Source organism: Agrobacterium sp. NPDC058088, assembly GCF_042885035.1.
Lineage (GTDB): Bacteria > Pseudomonadota > Alphaproteobacteria > Rhizobiales > Rhizobiaceae > Agrobacterium.
In genome coordinates this window covers 957,002-972,049 of sequence record NZ_JBHVSU010000001.1, presented here as the reverse complement: position 1 = coordinate 972,049, position 15,048 = coordinate 957,002, and the positions used below count along the sequence as shown (strand labels likewise).

At 59.0% G+C, this 15,048-nt stretch carries 14 protein-coding genes; 2 read left to right on the top strand and 12 right to left on the bottom strand.

What is annotated here, in order from left to right:
- Positions 1-106: 106 nt before the first annotated feature.
- The 3 genes from ACFVTJ_RS04840 to ACFVTJ_RS04830 form a co-directional block, all read right to left on the bottom strand.
- Positions 107-1,417 (bottom strand): homoserine dehydrogenase, encoded by a 1,311-nt coding sequence (locus tag ACFVTJ_RS04840; RefSeq protein WP_386905059.1) that lies wholly within the window; start codon positions 1,415-1,417, stop codon positions 107-109.
- 60 nt (positions 1,418-1,477) lie between these two features.
- A complete protein-coding gene (locus ACFVTJ_RS04835) occupies positions 1,478-2,698 on the bottom strand; it encodes an LL-diaminopimelate aminotransferase (RefSeq protein WP_386905057.1) in 1,221 nt (406 codons plus the stop codon).
- 302 nt (positions 2,699-3,000) lie between these two features.
- Entirely contained in the window at positions 3,001-3,960 is a 960-nt protein-coding gene (locus ACFVTJ_RS04830) for a nucleoside hydrolase (RefSeq protein ID WP_386905055.1), read from the bottom strand.
- A gap of 181 nt (positions 3,961-4,141) precedes the next feature.
- Here ACFVTJ_RS04830 and ACFVTJ_RS04825 point away from each other — a divergent pair, with 181 nt between their 5' ends.
- Positions 4,142-4,945 (top strand): TSUP family transporter, encoded by an 804-nt coding sequence (locus tag ACFVTJ_RS04825; RefSeq protein ID WP_386905053.1) that lies wholly within the window; start codon positions 4,142-4,144, stop codon positions 4,943-4,945.
- Between the two features lie 32 nt (positions 4,946-4,977).
- Here ACFVTJ_RS04825 and ACFVTJ_RS04820 read toward each other — a convergent pair whose 3' ends face one another.
- The 8 genes from ACFVTJ_RS04820 to hemN form a co-directional block, all read right to left on the bottom strand.
- Complete coding sequence (locus ACFVTJ_RS04820) at positions 4,978-5,673, bottom strand: hypothetical protein (protein ID WP_035240634.1); 696 nt, start codon at positions 5,671-5,673, stop codon at positions 4,978-4,980.
- A 279-nt stretch (positions 5,674-5,952) separates the two neighbouring features.
- Positions 5,953-6,882 carry a lipid A biosynthesis lauroyl acyltransferase gene (locus ACFVTJ_RS04815; RefSeq protein WP_386905051.1) on the bottom strand — a complete coding sequence of 310 codons (930 nt, stop codon included), beginning with the start codon at positions 6,880-6,882 and terminating at the stop codon, positions 5,953-5,955.
- 5 nt (positions 6,883-6,887) lie between these two features.
- Entirely contained in the window at positions 6,888-7,916 is a 1,029-nt protein-coding gene (locus tag ACFVTJ_RS04810; RefSeq protein ID WP_077982233.1) for a zinc-binding dehydrogenase, read from the bottom strand.
- A 140-nt stretch (positions 7,917-8,056) separates the two neighbouring features.
- Entirely contained in the window at positions 8,057-9,340 is a 1,284-nt protein-coding gene (locus ACFVTJ_RS04805; RefSeq protein ID WP_386905049.1) for a beta-ketoacyl-ACP synthase, read from the bottom strand.
- A 12-nt stretch (positions 9,341-9,352) separates the two neighbouring features.
- Positions 9,353-10,549 (bottom strand): beta-ketoacyl-ACP synthase, encoded by a 1,197-nt coding sequence (locus ACFVTJ_RS04800; RefSeq protein ID WP_386905047.1) that lies wholly within the window; start codon positions 10,547-10,549, stop codon positions 9,353-9,355.
- Positions 10,550-10,756: 207 nt separating this feature from the next.
- Positions 10,757-11,236 carry a 3-hydroxyacyl-ACP dehydratase FabZ family protein gene (locus ACFVTJ_RS04795; RefSeq protein ID WP_386905045.1) on the bottom strand — a complete coding sequence of 160 codons (480 nt, stop codon included), beginning with the start codon at positions 11,234-11,236 and terminating at the stop codon, positions 10,757-10,759.
- Positions 11,237-11,321: 85 nt separating this feature from the next.
- Positions 11,322-11,606, bottom strand: coding sequence for an acyl carrier protein (locus tag ACFVTJ_RS04790; RefSeq protein WP_386905043.1), 285 nt, complete (start codon positions 11,604-11,606; stop codon positions 11,322-11,324).
- A gap of 114 nt (positions 11,607-11,720) precedes the next feature.
- Positions 11,721-13,070 carry an oxygen-independent coproporphyrinogen III oxidase gene (gene hemN, locus ACFVTJ_RS04785; RefSeq protein ID WP_386905041.1) on the bottom strand — a complete coding sequence of 450 codons (1,350 nt, stop codon included), beginning with the start codon at positions 13,068-13,070 and terminating at the stop codon, positions 11,721-11,723.
- A gap of 214 nt (positions 13,071-13,284) precedes the next feature.
- Here hemN and fnrN point away from each other — a divergent pair, with 214 nt between their 5' ends.
- Complete coding sequence (fnrN, locus tag ACFVTJ_RS04780) at positions 13,285-14,010, top strand: transcriptional regulator FnrN (RefSeq protein ID WP_386905039.1); 726 nt, start codon at positions 13,285-13,287, stop codon at positions 14,008-14,010.
- A 503-nt stretch (positions 14,011-14,513) separates the two neighbouring features.
- Here fnrN and ACFVTJ_RS04775 read toward each other — a convergent pair.
- Positions 14,514-14,939, bottom strand: a complete 426-nt coding sequence (locus ACFVTJ_RS04775) for a hypothetical protein (protein WP_386905038.1) — start codon at positions 14,937-14,939, stop codon at positions 14,514-14,516.
- Positions 14,940-15,048: the final 109 nt, after the last annotated feature.

Genomic DNA, 15,048 nt, shown 5'->3' with positions numbered 1-15,048 from the left:
TTTTATAGAAGGCGCGCGAAGGGCGCGATATGGCAGGCGCCCCAACGAAAAACCGCGCCTCCGGGTGGAAGCGCGGCTTGTCAATGTTATCGAAAAGCGAAGCGTCTCAGGTCCGCTCGATGCGGATAACCTGCGGCTCGCTCACGAGATATTTCTCGTTCTTGATCGCCTTCACCGCCTTGCGGATCGCATCTTCCATCGTCGCATGGGTAACGAGGATGATGGTCTGCGGCGCACCTTCCACATGCACGCGCTGGCGCTGCACGATGGATTCGAGCGAAATGTTGTTTTCGGCCATGCGGGTTGCGATGGAGGCAAACACGCCGGCCTGGTCTTTCACCGTCAGACGGATGAAATAACCGCCCTCATGGCTCTTCATCTTGGCGCGGCGGTACTCCGTCAAAGACTTCGCAGGACGGCCGAGTACGGGCACCTGCTGGGCGCCCGGACGGCTCTTGGCGATGTCGGCGATATCACCCAGCACGGCGGACGCCGTGGCGTTTCCGCCTGCACCCGGGCCAACCATCAGCAATTCACCGAGAATGTCGGATTCGATCGCCACCGCATTGGTCACGCCATCCACCTGGGCGATAACGGAATCGAGCGGTACCATGGTCGGATGTACGCGCTGCTCGATGCCGGATTCGGTCACCTGCGCCACGCCGAGAAGCTTGATGCGGTAACCGAGTTCGGCGGCCGCCTGAATGTCCTCGCTGGAGATATTGGTGATGCCTTCCAGATAGATATCGTCAGCCGAAATCTTGTTGCCAAAGGCAAGCGTCGTCAGAATGGCAAGCTTGTGGGCGGTGTCATTGCCCTCGATATCGAAAGCCGGATCGGCTTCGGCATAACCCAGCCGCTGCGCTTCTTTCAGGCACGCCTCAAAGGACAGCCCCTCCTTTTCCATCTTGGTCAGGATGTAGTTGCAGGTGCCGTTCATGATGCCGTAGATGCGCGACACATGGTTGCCGGTGAGAGACTCACGCAGCGCCTTGATGACGGGGATGCCACCGGCCACTGCCGCTTCGAAGTTCAGCAGCGCGCCCTTGTCTTCGGCCAGGGTCGCCAGTTCGACGCCGTGCTTGGCCAGCAGCGCCTTGTTCGCTGTCACCACATGGAGACCGCGTGCGAGCGCGGCCCGCACCGCATTTTCCGCCTGGCCGGAAGCACCGCCGACCAGTTCGACGAAAACGTCGATATCCGCTTCGCTCGCCATCTGCTCCGGCGTGTCGAACCAGGTAATACCCGCAAGATCAATGCCGCGATCGCGCGAACGATCGCGCGCGCTTACCGCAATAATCTCAATTGCGCGTCCGCAGGTAATCGCAAGTTCGTTGCTTCTCTGCTGGAGGATGCGCACGAGCGAAGCGCCGACAGTGCCGAGCCCCGCTATGCCGATTCTCAATGAATCTGCCATGGGTATGTTCCTGATTGCTGGTGATGGTGGCGGCCGAGGCCCGGCCGCCTTCGGTTGCCCTTATCTGTGGGCGTTCAGCGAAACGACATTGTGCATCGTTTCGTCTGCACTCGACAGGAAACGCTTCAGATTGCGCGCTGCCTGACGAATTCGATGCTCGTTTTCCACGAGCGCGAGGCGGACGTAGTCATCGCCCATCTCGCCAAAGCCGATGCCGGGAGCAACGGCGATATCGGCCTTCTCGACCAGAAGCTTGGAGAATTCCAGGCTGCCGAGATGGCGGAATTTTTCAGGGATCTTCGCCCACGCGAACATGGTCGCTGCCGGCGGTGGAACTTCGAAGCCCGCCTTGCCGAAGGTATCGACCATCACATCGCGGCGGCGGCGATAGACATTGCGCACTTCGGCGATATCGGAACCGTCACCATTCAACGCATGCGTCGCCGCAACCTGGATTGGTGTGAACGCGCCGTAATCGAGATAGGACTTCACGCGGGTCAGCGCCGCGATCAGCCGCTCGTTGCCGACGGCAAAGCCCATACGCCAGCCGGGCATGGAAAAAGTCTTCGACATGGAAGTGAACTCCACCGCAACGTCAATGGCGCCGGGAACCTCAAGAACCGAAGGCGGCGGATTGTTGTCGTCGAAGTAGATTTCCGAATAGGCAAGGTCAGAGAGCACGATAATCTCGTGCTTCTTCGCAAAAGCGATGACGTCCTTGTAGAAATCGAGCGAAGCGACATGCGCCGTCGGGTTCGACGGATAGTTGACGATCAGCGCCAGCGGCTTCGGAATGGAGTGGCGCACGGCGCGCTCCAGCGGACCGAAGAAGCTCTCATCCGGCTCGACATTCATCGAACGGATAACGCCGCCCGCCATCAGGAAGCCGAAGGCGTGGATCGGATAGGTCGGGTTCGGGCAGAGGATCACGTCACCCGGCGCGGTGATGGCCTGCGCCATATTGGCGAAGCCTTCCTTGGAGCCGAGGGTGGCGACGACCTGGGTATCGGGGTTGAGCTTCACGCCGAAACGGCGGGCATAATAGGCGGCTTGCGCGCGGCGAAGGCCGGGAATGCCTTTGGACGAGGAATAACGATGGGTGCGAGGGTCCTGAACGACCTCGCAAAGCTTGTCGACGATCGCCTTGGGGGTCGGAAGGTCCGGATTGCCCATGCCGAGGTCGATAATGTCGGCCCCACCCGCTCGCGCGCTCGCTTTCAAACGGTTGACCTGTTCGAAGACGTATTGCGGCAGACGCCGGACCTTGTGAAACTCTTCCATCACTTTCCTCATGGGAATGGACCGGTGCTGCCGGCCCATAACGAAGGTTCGTTTTTGTTGTTAAACGCCGCCGACACGAACCGACCCGGCAGGCGTTATTCATTGTAGCGCAAAGCACGGGAAAACCCACAAGGCTTTTCTCGGGCCAACGCCGCCTAGCGGTGATCCGCCCGTCGTTCCGGCACGGCCTCTTCAACCCCTCCGGCAAGGCGGATCGCGCACTATGATCAGGGAACTTGCATAACGCCAGATTCTGGGAAAATGCAAGGCAAGCCATGCTCAAGAACGGCCATTCCTGTCGTTCAGCCGCGCTCGCCCTTCACAATTGCCGCGCGGATGACCGAAAGCACGCGCTCCGGCTTGATATCCGTGCAGACGAGCTGGCTCGGATGCCCGTCCCAGTCGCCCGGCGGAAAGGCGCGTCCGTCAGGCTTCTGGATGGTCTGGCCATCGGCAAGACCGCCGCAGACGACACGCACCGGGCCGCTGCGGGTGGTAAACAGTTCCGGCGCGACGAGATAAACGCAGGCGCAGCTGTCATGCACCACCATGCCGTCACCGGTACGGGTCTTGTAGAAATCGATATAGAATTGCGACAGGTCCGAAAGCAGCTGCACCGGCTTGCCGCCCGCCTCTGCCATCTCAGCCATGAAGGCGCTCGTCATCACAGTTTTCGTCGTGACATCGAGATCGACGACAACGACGCGCCACGGCGCGGTGAAGACAAGATCGGCCGCTTCCGGATCGCCATGAATATTGGCCTCGGCCGCGGGCGATACATTGCCGTTGATGTCGAAGGCACCGCCCATGACGATGACTTCCTTCACCAGAGCGGCGAAGTCAGGTTCTTCGCGCAAAGCCAGCGCCAGATTGGTCATTCGGCCTACAGCGATCAACGTCACTTCGCCTGGATTGGCCTTGACCGTTTCGATGATGAAGCGATGCGCGGGCCGCGGGTCGAGCGGGAGGTCGATGGTGGCGGGGATATCGATGTCACCGAGGCCGTTTTCGCCATGGATGAAGGTCGGCCAATGGCCTTCCTTACGGGCAGGATCAAAGGTCACGCCCGCGCCTTTTGCGACCGGCGCGGTCATCTGCCATTCCCGCTTGAGGAAAAGCGCATTGCGGGTGGTGATGTCGATAGGCGCATTGCCAAAAACGGTGGTGACGCCGATCAGATCGATATCGGGGTGACGGTGAAGAAAAAGAAGCGCCATCGCATCATCCACACCGGGGTCCGTATCGAATATCACTTTATGCATAATGCCCTCATCCATCGGTATCAGGCGTCATCCGTCCTTCCGGCGACGCGCCACGGAAACATAGCGATAAGCGGCCGCACCGCAATCCCCTGCCCGTTGCCGGACGCAGAGAAAGAGATTGCGCCATGGCACTTTCGGTGAAAGAAGAAGCCCTCTCTTTCCGCCCGCCCGGACATATCAAGTGCAAGACATCGCCCTCAACGTTTTCATCGTCCTCTTCTGCGTCGCCATCTTTGCCGGCTTTATCGATTCCATCGCCGGCGGCGGTGGTCTCATCACCATTCCGGCGATGCTGATCATGGGCATTGCGCCGCTCGATACGCTTGGGACCAACAAGCTGCAATCGCAGTTCGGCTCGGCCTCCGCGACCATCGCTTATGCCCGGCGCGGCCATGTCAATCTGAGGGAACAATTGCCCATGGCCGTCATGGCCATGCTTGGCGGCGGGCTCGGAGCGGTCGCCGCCGGCTTCGTGCCTTCGAGCGTGCTGCGCACCATCATGCCGTTCCTGCTGATCGCGATTGCGCTCTATTTCGCCTTCAAGCCGCAGCTGAGCGATATCGACAGCCACCGCCGTATCACCCCCTTCGTGTTCGGCCTCACCATCGCGCCGCTGGTGGGCTTCTACGACGGCGTTTTCGGCCCCGGCGCGGGTTCCTTCTACATGCTCGCCTTCGTGGCGCTCGCCGGCTTCGGCATGCTGAAGGCGACCGCCCATACCAAGCTTCTAAACCTCGGCTCGAACTTCGGCGGTTTCGTTGTATTTGCTATAGGGGGTGCGGTTTTGTGGAAGCTCGGCCTCGCCATGGGCGTCGGCCAGTTCATCGGCGCACAGATCGGCTCCCGCTTCGCCATGAAAAACGGCGCGAAAATCATCCGCCCGCTGCTGGTGCTTTCCTGCCTGGCCATGGCGACGAAGCTTCTTATCGACGCTTCATCCGCGTGGTCCATCGCGACGATATGGGAAACGATATTCCCGAAATAAACGGGATTGCCGTCAAAGACGCGCGTATAACATCATGCCGTCGCGCGACGTCTGCGGTCCTCGATTTCGCGGATGACGACCATGGCGCCGACAAGCTTGTAGGCAGATGAATAACACGGCGACATTTCCAACGATTTCACGATCGTGCGGCCGTTCTGGTCTTCCGCGTAGGTATACTTCGACGTATCGCCCTTGAAACAATTATCCAGCTTGTCCCTGAGGTCGTTCTGGAAACGGTGAACGCCCACCAGTTCCGCAATATGGCAACCCACAAGCCCTTCCGGCGCATTGCGCTGAAATGCGTCGAGAGAATTGGCGAACGAAACGCGATAACCGGGTGTAACGATCACGACGGGATCGTCCAGATCGTTCAGCATGTCTTCATCGAGGATCAAGTGGCGATGATGCCACTCCAGCGTGTCCTCGTCCTCGTCACCAACGACTTTAGCCTTCGAAGGCATGCCGACGTAACGATCAACGAGTGTCCGCAGAAGCTCGGAGTTGCGCTGCACGCAGCCCAGATCCTCCGCCTCGTGGTTGAGGAGGTCGATGGCGAAACGGAACTGCTCGCGGATATCTTCGGAATTTTCTGTCTTGCGTCCGACAACCCGCTCGAGGAGCTGTTCCAGTTCACGCTCCAGCACGGCAATCTTGTCGGCTTCGTTTTTACCAACGGCAGATTGCAGTTCCGTATAGCGCAGCCAGAACAACTCAATCAAATCTTTCAACCCAAATCTCCCTGAACGGGCATAACCCGGTTCCCAATGCGAACGGATTAACCCTTTGCCCCCTGATTATAGCGTCTTTGCGCTTAAAAATGACGTAACGAAACGCAGGAACGCCACGGGGATTGTTGTCCAAAATACCACAACAGCAGCCAATTTTTCAATTTCGATAATCCATGAACGAAAAATGAGGTTCCGCTACCACGGAAAAATATTGAAACGCCTCACGCTCTGGCCGAATATCGTAAAAATTGTACAAGATCCGACCGCACGGCAATCACCTTAAATCTGGTGCTTCACGTCCCATCGGTCGTGATACCACAGCCATTGTCCGGGGTATTCGCGCACCCAGCTTTCCACCTTGTCGTTCAGCAGCTGTGCCGTCGCCTGAATGTCGACGTTGCCCTTTTCATCGCGCGGAATTTCAACCTTGGGCTCTATTTCCAGCCTGTAGCGATTGTCGGGAAGACGCACGCAACGGGCAGGATAGACATCGCAGTTGAACTGCCGCACCAGCTTGGCAAGCAAGGGATTGGTGCGCACTTCAAGGCCGAAGAACTTCGTCGTCAGGCCCTTGCCGAATTTCTGGTCGACGAGTACGCCGACACCACCGCCCTTTTCCAGCTGCCGCGCCAACGCGAAGGAGGAACCGGCATGCGAGGGCACGAGATTGCCCATGCGCTCCTTGCGGAAATTGAATACCTTGTCGGCCACGAAAGGATTGTTCGGCGGACGGAACAATACCGTCACATCCAGACCAAAAGCCGACCCGGCAACCGGCAAGAGCTCGAAATTGCCGCTATGGGCGGTGAAGACGATGAACGGTCGCGGGTTGTCGCGCAACTCGAGGAAGGTCGGAATGCCCTCGACCTCGATACGGCCCGGGTCATTTTTTTCCGGATCGAAATCGAACAGCCGGTCGAGAAACACATATTCCGCCGCGAGCCTGCCCATATTGGCCCAGCTGTCCATGGCGATTGCCAGCCGCTCCTCTTCGGATTTTTCCGGAAAGGCGCGGGCCAGATTGTAAAGCATCAGCTTGTGGCGGCCGGTTTTCGGCCCCACCCAGCGCGCCAGCCGGTCGGCGGCGCGAATGCCCGCATCGGCGGGAAAGAGCTTCAGCAGGTTGAGGAGACCAAAGGCGAGTGTCGCGATCAGCCACTGCCGGAAGTGGTCCAGTTTCAGGACAATCCGTGTCAGGAAAAGCTTCAAGATGCTCAGTCCATCCGCAGCACGATTTTGCCGAACACCTGGCGTGTCTCCATGCGCTCCAGCGCCCGGTCGATGTCGTCGAAGGTCACTTCGGTATCGATAACGGGATGAACGATGCCGCGCGCCATTTTCTGCATGGCGTTGGCCATGTTTTCCATGCGGCAACCAAAGGAGCCGAGCAGTTTCAGCTGCTGCTGGAACAGCATCATCAGATTGATTTCGGTGGAGACACCCGATGTGGAGCCGCAGGTGACAAGGCGGCCGCCGCGCTTCAGCGAGAACATCGAAGCGACAAAGGTGTCCTTGCCGACGTGCTCGAACACGACGTCGACACCCTTCTTTTTCGTCAGCTTGCGCACGACGCCTTCGAAACGGTCAGTGCGATAGTTGATGACATGATCGGCGCCGAGCGCCTTCGCCCGTTCGATCTTATCATCGGAACCGACTGTCGTGATGACGGTGCAGCCCATCTTCTTGGCAAGCTGGATCGCCGCCGTGCCGATGCCGGAACCGCCGGCATGGATGAGAATGGTTTCGCCAGGCTCAAGCTTGGCATTGTCGAACAGCATGTGCTCGACGGTACCGAACGTCACTGGTGCCAAGGCAGCGGCAACGGCGTCGATGCCATGCGGTGCCGGCACGAGCTGACGGGCGGGAATATTCATCTTTTCCTGCGCGAAACCATCAAGATGGAAACCGTGAACGCCCTGAACATGTTCGCACAGATTGTCACGGCCTTCGCGGCAGGGCTTGCAAAGCCCGCAGGTACGCGCACCATAGACCGAGACGAGCTGGCCCGGCAGCACGTTCGAAACGCCGGGACCAATGGCCTCGACAACGCCCGAGGCCTCGGCACCGATGGTGAGCGGCATCTTGCGTTTGGCAAAAGCCATGCCGCGCCAGCCCCACACGTCGATATGGTTGAGCGCCACGGCCTTGACGCGCAGCGTCACCTCGCCCGGGCCCGGAGCGTCCGGTTCGGGCAGGTCCACTTTTTCGAGCTTCCGGTCGTCGACGAGTTGAAGAGCGCGCATATATCAGTCCTTCGCCCGAAGGCGTTATCTAAAATCATTCCAGCAAAACTCTGTAACGGTTTTGCGGCTGGAATGCGAAATCAAAGAAACGGGCGCGTTTCCGCAAGTCATTCGGAAACGCCCCTGTTGTAACGAACCGGTTAAGCCGGTTCCCGCGTCATGACAAGGCTTGCATTCTGCCCGCCAAACCCGAAGGAGTTCGACAGAACCGCACCCACCTCAGCATCCCGCTTCACATTCGGCACCACGTCGAGCGTGATGGTCGGATCGGGATTGTTGTAGTTGATCGTCGGCGGCAGCGTGCCGGTCAGCATGGTCTGCAGAGAGAACACCGCTTCCACGGCACCTGCGGCGGTCAGCGTATGACCGATCATCGACTTGTTGGACGACAGCGGAATGTTCTTCAGGCCTTCGCCGAAGACGGCGAGCATGGAGCCATATTCCATCTTGTCGTTCTCAGGCGTCGAGGTGCCGTGGGCGTTGATATAACCGATATCGCTTTCGGCCACGCCCGCATCGGCCAGTGCCGCACGGATCGTCGCAATCGCCGGGCCGCCATCGGGCGAAGAGCGCGTACGGTGGAAACTGTCAGCCTTTTCCCCTGCACCCTTGATGATGCCCAGCACCTTGGCGCCGCGTGCAACGGCGGCTTCGAGCGATTCCAGCACCAGAGTTGCGGCACCTTCGGCGATCACGAAACCATCGCGATCCTTGCTGAACGGCTTGGAAGCCTTTTCCGGCGGGTCGTTCTGGGTCGAAAGCGCCGAGAGAAGCGAGAAGCGGATCAGCGCTTCGGCGCTCACGGAACCATCGGTCGCGACCGTCAAAGCCCGTTCGGTGCGGCCCTGACGGATGGCCTCGACGCCAAGCTGGATCGCGGTCGCTCCGGATGCACAGGCGGTCGACAGCGTGACCGGCAGGCCGCGCGTACCGAAACGATCGGAAAGGCGTTCGGAAATCGCACCGAAAAGTGCTGCCTCCTGGAATGCCGGATCGGGCCGCTGGCGGAAGGCCGTCAGAAAACGCTCATAGGCGTCACCCGGCTGGGAGGCCGGCGGAGACCTGTCGGCGAGTTCGAAACGGGCGCTCCATTCCGGCTCGATCGGCGGCGCTGCGAGAAATAGGGGACCGTCAAAGTCACCGGAGATGCCGGCCTCCGCCAGCGCTTCGATGGTGGTTTCGCGCGCGAAGGCATAGGAACGTTCGACGGAATTCGGAACCGGAATATCGATGAAATCCACCGTGCCGCTGATCCTGGTCGAAAGCCCTTCAGTCGGGAAACGGGTGATCTTGTGAATGCCGGATTTGCCTGACGTCAGCGCCGCCCAGTTGTCTTGAAGTCCCTGCCCAAGCGAGGTGATGATGCCCATGCCGGTAACAGCGACGATCGGGCGACCGAGATGATCCCTGAAGTTGGAAGCCATGGTCTTTTCTCCTCAAACGTCGCGGGACAGAACGGCGACACCTTCGCCGCGCACATGACCGACGGTGGTGACAACGGCCTCGGTAGCCGCCTCGCCCATTGGCTTTTCCGCAGCCGCGTCGAAGGTAGGAACCTTTGCGCCGCTTTCAAGCGTGAGCGCGGCCAGGGCCAGCCCGAGCGGAAACTGCGCTTCAAGTCCGTGGCCGGTGATACCGCCAAAACCGCGAATGGCAGCCTTTGGCAGCGCCTTTTCGAGAATATCCTTCTCGCGGGTCGTGACATCGTCATAACCGCTTGCACCGGAAAATACGACGGTCGTAGCGCTGTCCTTGGCCGGGGCCAGCAAACGCTCCATGCGCTTTTCCATCTTGCCGTCGTCGCGGCTGCCGCGGTCACCCTCGATGGCGTCGATGCGGGCATAGATACGCGCCCCACGTTCGCTGGCATGCTTGCGTGATTCCAGCACGAGGAAGGCGCCGAGCGAACCAGAAATCATGCCGCCGCCGTCCTGGTCGCCACGCGACCACAGCGGCTGCCAGCCACCCTGCGCGTGTGCGCCGATGGCTTCGAAAAGCAGGATCATGTCTGGACGCTCAGCGGAGAAGGCGCCGCCCACGAGGGCGTGGCTCGATTCGCCCGAACGAATACGATGAAAAGCGGTTTCGACGGCGGAAATGCCGGCCGCTTCCTCACCCATAAAGGTGCGGGAAGACCCGGTGACCTTGTGCACGATGGAGATATTGCCGGCCATCAGGTTGGAAAGCTGCGCGAGAAACAGCGTCGGGCGCAGTTCCGTCGTCAGCTTTTCGTTCAGCAGCTTTTCTCGGTCGTTGCGCTTCAAAGCCTCGTCAACGATCAGCGTATCGACATTGATGTCGCGCTCACCGCCGCCGGCGGCAACGATCATGTCCATGGTGGCGCAGGCTTCGGCATTTTCCTTCAAGCCGGCATCATCAAGTGCAAGACCGGCGGCAAAAACGCCGAGACGCTGCCAGTTTTCCATCTGGCGCTGGTCGCCGCGCTTGGCGATCTGGGCCGACCAGTCGATCTCCGGCATGGGATGGACTGGATAGGGCTTGAATTTTTCGGTCTCGACAATCGTCGCCGGCGCGGCGGCTCCAGAAAGAAGCGCCAGATGCGCCTGGCTGCCAACGCCGTGACAGGTCACGATGCCGACCCCTGTTATCACCACATCATTGTCAGATTTCATCGTCTGTCATCCTTTGCAGCCGGCCCCGCCGAAACGGTCACGGCTATCCACGGCGGTTGCGAACAACCACTTCATGCGTTGCGGAATAAAGCGCGCGATGCGGATTGGCAATGGTGAAGGCCCGATCCGCCGTCGCGAGCCCACGATTTTCGTGCTTCAAAACCGGGTCGAGGAAAAAACGCTCGTCTTTCAGACGGGCAAAAACGCTTATTTCTGCGCATCCGCGGCAATCGCCGCCATCAGGCCGACTTCCTCGGCCCGCTTCTTGACGATAGGCCCAAGCGGGATGTCGCTGAACGGCATGGTGCGCAACTTCAGCTGCGCGTCGCAGACCTTCTTGCCACCGCTGGTGATCTTCGCCTTGGTAACGGCAAAGCCCGAACCGTCATGTTCCAGCACGGCCTCGATGTCGAGAACAGCGCCGGGCTCCACGAAGGTGCGCATCTTGGCGCCATCGACCGACATCAGGAACGGCATGGACGCAAAATCGCTAAAGGCCAGAACCATCATGCCGGAGGCCTGCGCCATGGTCTCGATCAAGAGCACACCCGGAACCAGCGGCATGCCGGGAAAGTGGCCCTCAAAAACAGGGCTCTTGTCGGGAACGACGGACCGCGCCTTCAACGTGCGCGTCGCCATGTCCACGGCTTCGACCTTGTCGATCATCTGAAAATATTCAAGCAGCATCCGTCCGGCCCGTCTCTGGTCGGTTTAACCCGCCATGACGGCGGGCTTTAAAAAGAAATGCCCGCCTGAAGCGGGCATCTTCGTCTCAGCCCCTGGCTGCGCGCAATTCGTCGATCTTGGCACAGAGGTTCTTCAGCACGAAGTATTCTTCAGTGGAAACCTTGCCTTCGTTGACTTCCTGCGTCCACTGCTCAAGCGGGATCTTGATGCCGAATTCCTTGTCGATCGCGAAAACGATATCCAGAAAGTCGAGGCTGTCGATGCCCAGATCGTCGATCGTGTGGCTCTCCGGCGTAATGGTTTCGCGGTCGATTTCGCTGGTTTCGGCGATAATGTCGGCAACCTTGTCGAATGTAGCTGTCACGCCCATAATCCTTATTGTCGTTCGTATGAATTATTCTTTCTGACGCACCACATAGGCAAGTCGCACAAAAAAGCCAATGGTTTCGTGACGTAACTTTGAAATTTGCCCCAAAACTGTTGCCTAAACAGCAACCGAATGGCGACCACGCCCATTGCCGAGATAGGTATCGAAGATTGCCGCAATGTTACGTACAAACGGCTTTCCAGCCTCGGTTACGGCAAAAATATCGGCGTCCAGGCGCACAACGCCGTCCCTGTCACCTGCGGCAAACCGCTGCGCCTGATCCATGACGGAGTGGCTTACCTTGCCGAAACGGTGCTGCAATTCGGAAAGATCGATCGAAAAATCGCACATCAGTCTTTCGATGACATGCGAGCGCAGATGATCGTCCGGCGACAATTCAATCCCCTTGACGGCGGCAAGCCCGCCCTCACCTGCCATGCGCTGATATTCGCCCGTCGCCACCATGTTCTGCACATAGCCCTGCGGCAACCTGCCAATCGAGGATGCACCGAGCCCAATCAACGCGTCGGCGGTATCGGTCGTATAGCCCTGGAAATTCCGCCGCAAAGCGCCGGCTTCCGCCGCATGGCACAGGGTATCGGACGGCTTGGCGAAATGATCGAGGCCGATCTGCCTGTAACCGGCCCGCTGGAGCATGTCGCTCGCCAGGGTCATCTGGCGGTAGCGCTCGGCAATATCCGGCAGCGCCTGCTCGGGGATCATCGACTGATGTTTTTTCATCCACGGAACATGCGCATAACCGAAAAGCGCGATGCGATCAGGATCGAGCGACACAATCTGGTTGACCGTTTTTTCCAACGTCACGCAGGTCTGAAATGGCAACCCATAAAGAATGTCGCAATTGACCGAGTGAACGCCCCTCGCGCGCACCGCATCCACGACAGATTTCGTCTGTTCGAAAGACTGGATGCGGTTGATGGTTTTTTGCACTTTGTCATCGAAGTCCTGCACGCCGAGGCTTGCCCGCGACATGCCGATGGCCGCAAGCGCATCATAGCGGCTGTCGTCCAGATCATTGGGGTCCATCTCGACGCTGATTTCGGGTGCCAGCCCGAAGGTGAAATGACGCCGCAGACAGTCCATCAGGCTCACCATATCCTCCGGTTTCAGCATGGTGGGCGAACCGCCGCCGAAATGCACCGCACTCACGACAGCATCAGGCGAAACAAGCGCACCAACCGCAGCAATCTCCTGCTTAAGTGCCTCAAGATAAACGGCAATCGGCTCGTATTTCAGCGTGTGCTTGGTATGACAGGCGCAGAACCAGCACAGCCGGTCGCAATAGGGAATATGCAGGTAAAGCGAAAGGCGATTCCTGTGACCGAGTGCGCCGAGCCAGCCGCGATAGGTGCCATTATCGATTCCCTCGTGGAAGTGCGGCGCGGTCGGATAGCTCGTGTAACGCGGCACTGCACCCGAATATTTGTGAAGAAGTTCGGTATTCATCGCCCGATTTGCCTTTTATCAAGAAAATGTCGATTTCCTCTCTTTCAGTAACGGCTGCGACAGTTTGCAACTTTGACTTCAATCAAATTGCGCCATAAGTTCTTGCTAAAGTAGACGCGGGGGCGACGGCTACACGGCGCAAGCCTTCACAGAGACCGAAACTTATACCCACGGTCGTAATCGTCCTTTAAAAAGCCAGCATTGGAAAAGGCTTATGGACACGCTGCAGAAGACCATCCACAATTCGGAATATCCCGTTGTATGCCGCTCCTGCGAGGCGCGTCACGGCGGTCTTTGCAGCACGCTGACACCGCAGCAGCTCTGCGACCTCAACCGTCACTCCAGCCGTAAAAAACTGGAGGCAGGGAATGAGCTTCTCGGTCAGGGCGAACTCGTCACCTCCTACGGCAATATCCTCAACGGCGTGGTGAAGCTGTCGAAAATGATGTCGGATGGCCGCCAGCAGATCGTCGGTCTGCAATTCGCTCCCGATTTTCTCGGCCGCCCGTTCATGGCGGAAAGCAAGATGACCGCCGAAGCCGCAACCGATGTGGAGATTTGTCTCTTCCCGCGCCGCGTCGTAGACCGCATGGTCTCCGAAGTGCCTGACATGGAACGCAAGCTTCACAACCAGTCGCTAAAGGAACTGGACGAGGCGCGCGACTGGATGCTGACGCTGGGACGCAAATCGGCGCTCGAAAAAGTTGCAAGCTTTCTTTATATGATCGCCACCCATATCGATCCGGAAAAAGATGACAAATCGGCTTTCGACCTGCCGCTGTCACGCGCCGATATCGCCGATTTTCTTGGGCTCACCATCGAGACAGTTAGCCGGCAAATGACCAAGCTGCGCAAGGAAGGCATTATCCGCATCGAGAACAACCGCCACATTACCGTGCCTGATCTCGACACGCTGAGCGAAGCCGCCGGCAACGACTGACGAGATTACCCTATCACCGCCCCATAAGAGCGGGAGTGCCGAAATAGATATGTGGCGCCCGCGCCTGAGCGGGTGCGAGCGCAAAACCGGCAAGAACCAGCAAAGCGGCGATGCATTTCATGATATTTCACCCTGTGCCCCGCTTTTTTTAAGCGGCCTGTTTGTTATGCCCGCATCATAGCCGGCAAACCGCATCCATCCGCTTAACATCTTGGGTAAGCGGAAGGTTCAGAGGCAGGGTAAAGAAGGGGTTATGATGTCATGCCCGCATGACGCTACGCCCACAAATGCCACTGTTGCAGAACTCGGCGCCGCCGCGAGTTTCTTCTCCCCGCCGGGGAGAAGGTGGCCCGAAGGGTCGGATGAGGGGGGCACGTTGCAGGATTTCGGAGAGCTTGCCCCTCATCCCGCTGCCGCGGACTTCTCCCCGGCGGGGAGAAGAACAAGGGGCGTGAGCTCGCTCCATATCAAACCTTATATCGCGCAAAATGCGCGACATGATCTCACTGCGAAGCAGCAGGCGTCGCAACCGGTTTCTGGTTTTCGGCAAGCGCCCGCAATTCGGCAACCCGGCGATTATATTCCGCTTCGGAAATCTGGCCGTTTTTCCGGGCAGCGCCGAGACGCGAAAGGTTTGATTCCATGGTCGAAGCCTCATCCTCACCCATCTGGGTGCCAGCCGCCGTCAGCGGCTGCGAGAAGGTCGGATAGGTGCCGGTGTCGCGCTTCTGGCTCACCGCCGTGTCGCTGACCGGGCGCGGACCGACGATTTCGGTCGTCGGGCGGCGCATATGGGCGGGAGCGACGATCGGCTCCGGGGCCTTGCAGGCGGCAAGTGTCGTGGCGAGCATCACGCCGGAGAGCGAAAGCACAGCGATTCTTGCCGCATTTTCCGCATATGTTCCCCATGTGCCCATGTGCTTGCCCATCGTCATGTTCCGCCTGTAAGGATATCTGCCGATATCGAATTCGACTGCGGTTCGGCCCCTGGCGGCCTCCCCTTGCTGGTGGAACTTGTATTCGTTTTCATGCAGAATG

What these genes read in the sequence shown, in the direction of transcription:
- ACFVTJ_RS04840 (WP_386905059.1), bottom strand. Translation starts at nt 1,417, where the DNA reads ATGGCAGATTCATTGAGAATCGGCATAGCGGGGCTCGGCACTGTCGGC.
- ACFVTJ_RS04835 (WP_386905057.1), bottom strand. Translation starts at nt 2,698, where the DNA reads ATGGAAGAGTTTCACAAGGTCCGGCGTCTGCCGCAATACGTCTTCGAA.
- ACFVTJ_RS04830 (WP_386905055.1), bottom strand. Translation starts at nt 3,960, where the DNA reads ATGCATAAAGTGATATTCGATACGGACCCCGGTGTGGATGATGCGATG.
- ACFVTJ_RS04810 (WP_077982233.1), bottom strand. Translation starts at nt 7,916, where the DNA reads ATGCGCGCTCTTCAACTCGTCGACGACCGGAAGCTCGAAAAAGTGGAC.
- ACFVTJ_RS04805 (WP_386905049.1), bottom strand. Translation starts at nt 9,340, where the DNA reads ATGGCTTCCAACTTCAGGGATCATCTCGGTCGCCCGATCGTCGCTGTT.
- ACFVTJ_RS04800 (WP_386905047.1), bottom strand. Translation starts at nt 10,549, where the DNA reads ATGAAATCTGACAATGATGTGGTGATAACAGGGGTCGGCATCGTGACC.
- ACFVTJ_RS04795 (WP_386905045.1), bottom strand. Translation starts at nt 11,236, where the DNA reads ATGCTGCTTGAATATTTTCAGATGATCGACAAGGTCGAAGCCGTGGAC.
- ACFVTJ_RS04790 (WP_386905043.1), bottom strand. Translation starts at nt 11,606, where the DNA reads ATGGGCGTGACAGCTACATTCGACAAGGTTGCCGACATTATCGCCGAA.
- hemN (WP_386905041.1), bottom strand. Translation starts at nt 13,070, where the DNA reads ATGAATACCGAACTTCTTCACAAATATTCGGGTGCAGTGCCGCGTTAC.
- fnrN (WP_386905039.1), top strand. Translation starts at nt 13,285, where the DNA reads ATGGACACGCTGCAGAAGACCATCCACAATTCGGAATATCCCGTTGTA.
- ACFVTJ_RS04775 (WP_386905038.1), bottom strand. Translation starts at nt 14,939, where the DNA reads ATGGGCAAGCACATGGGCACATGGGGAACATATGCGGAAAATGCGGCA.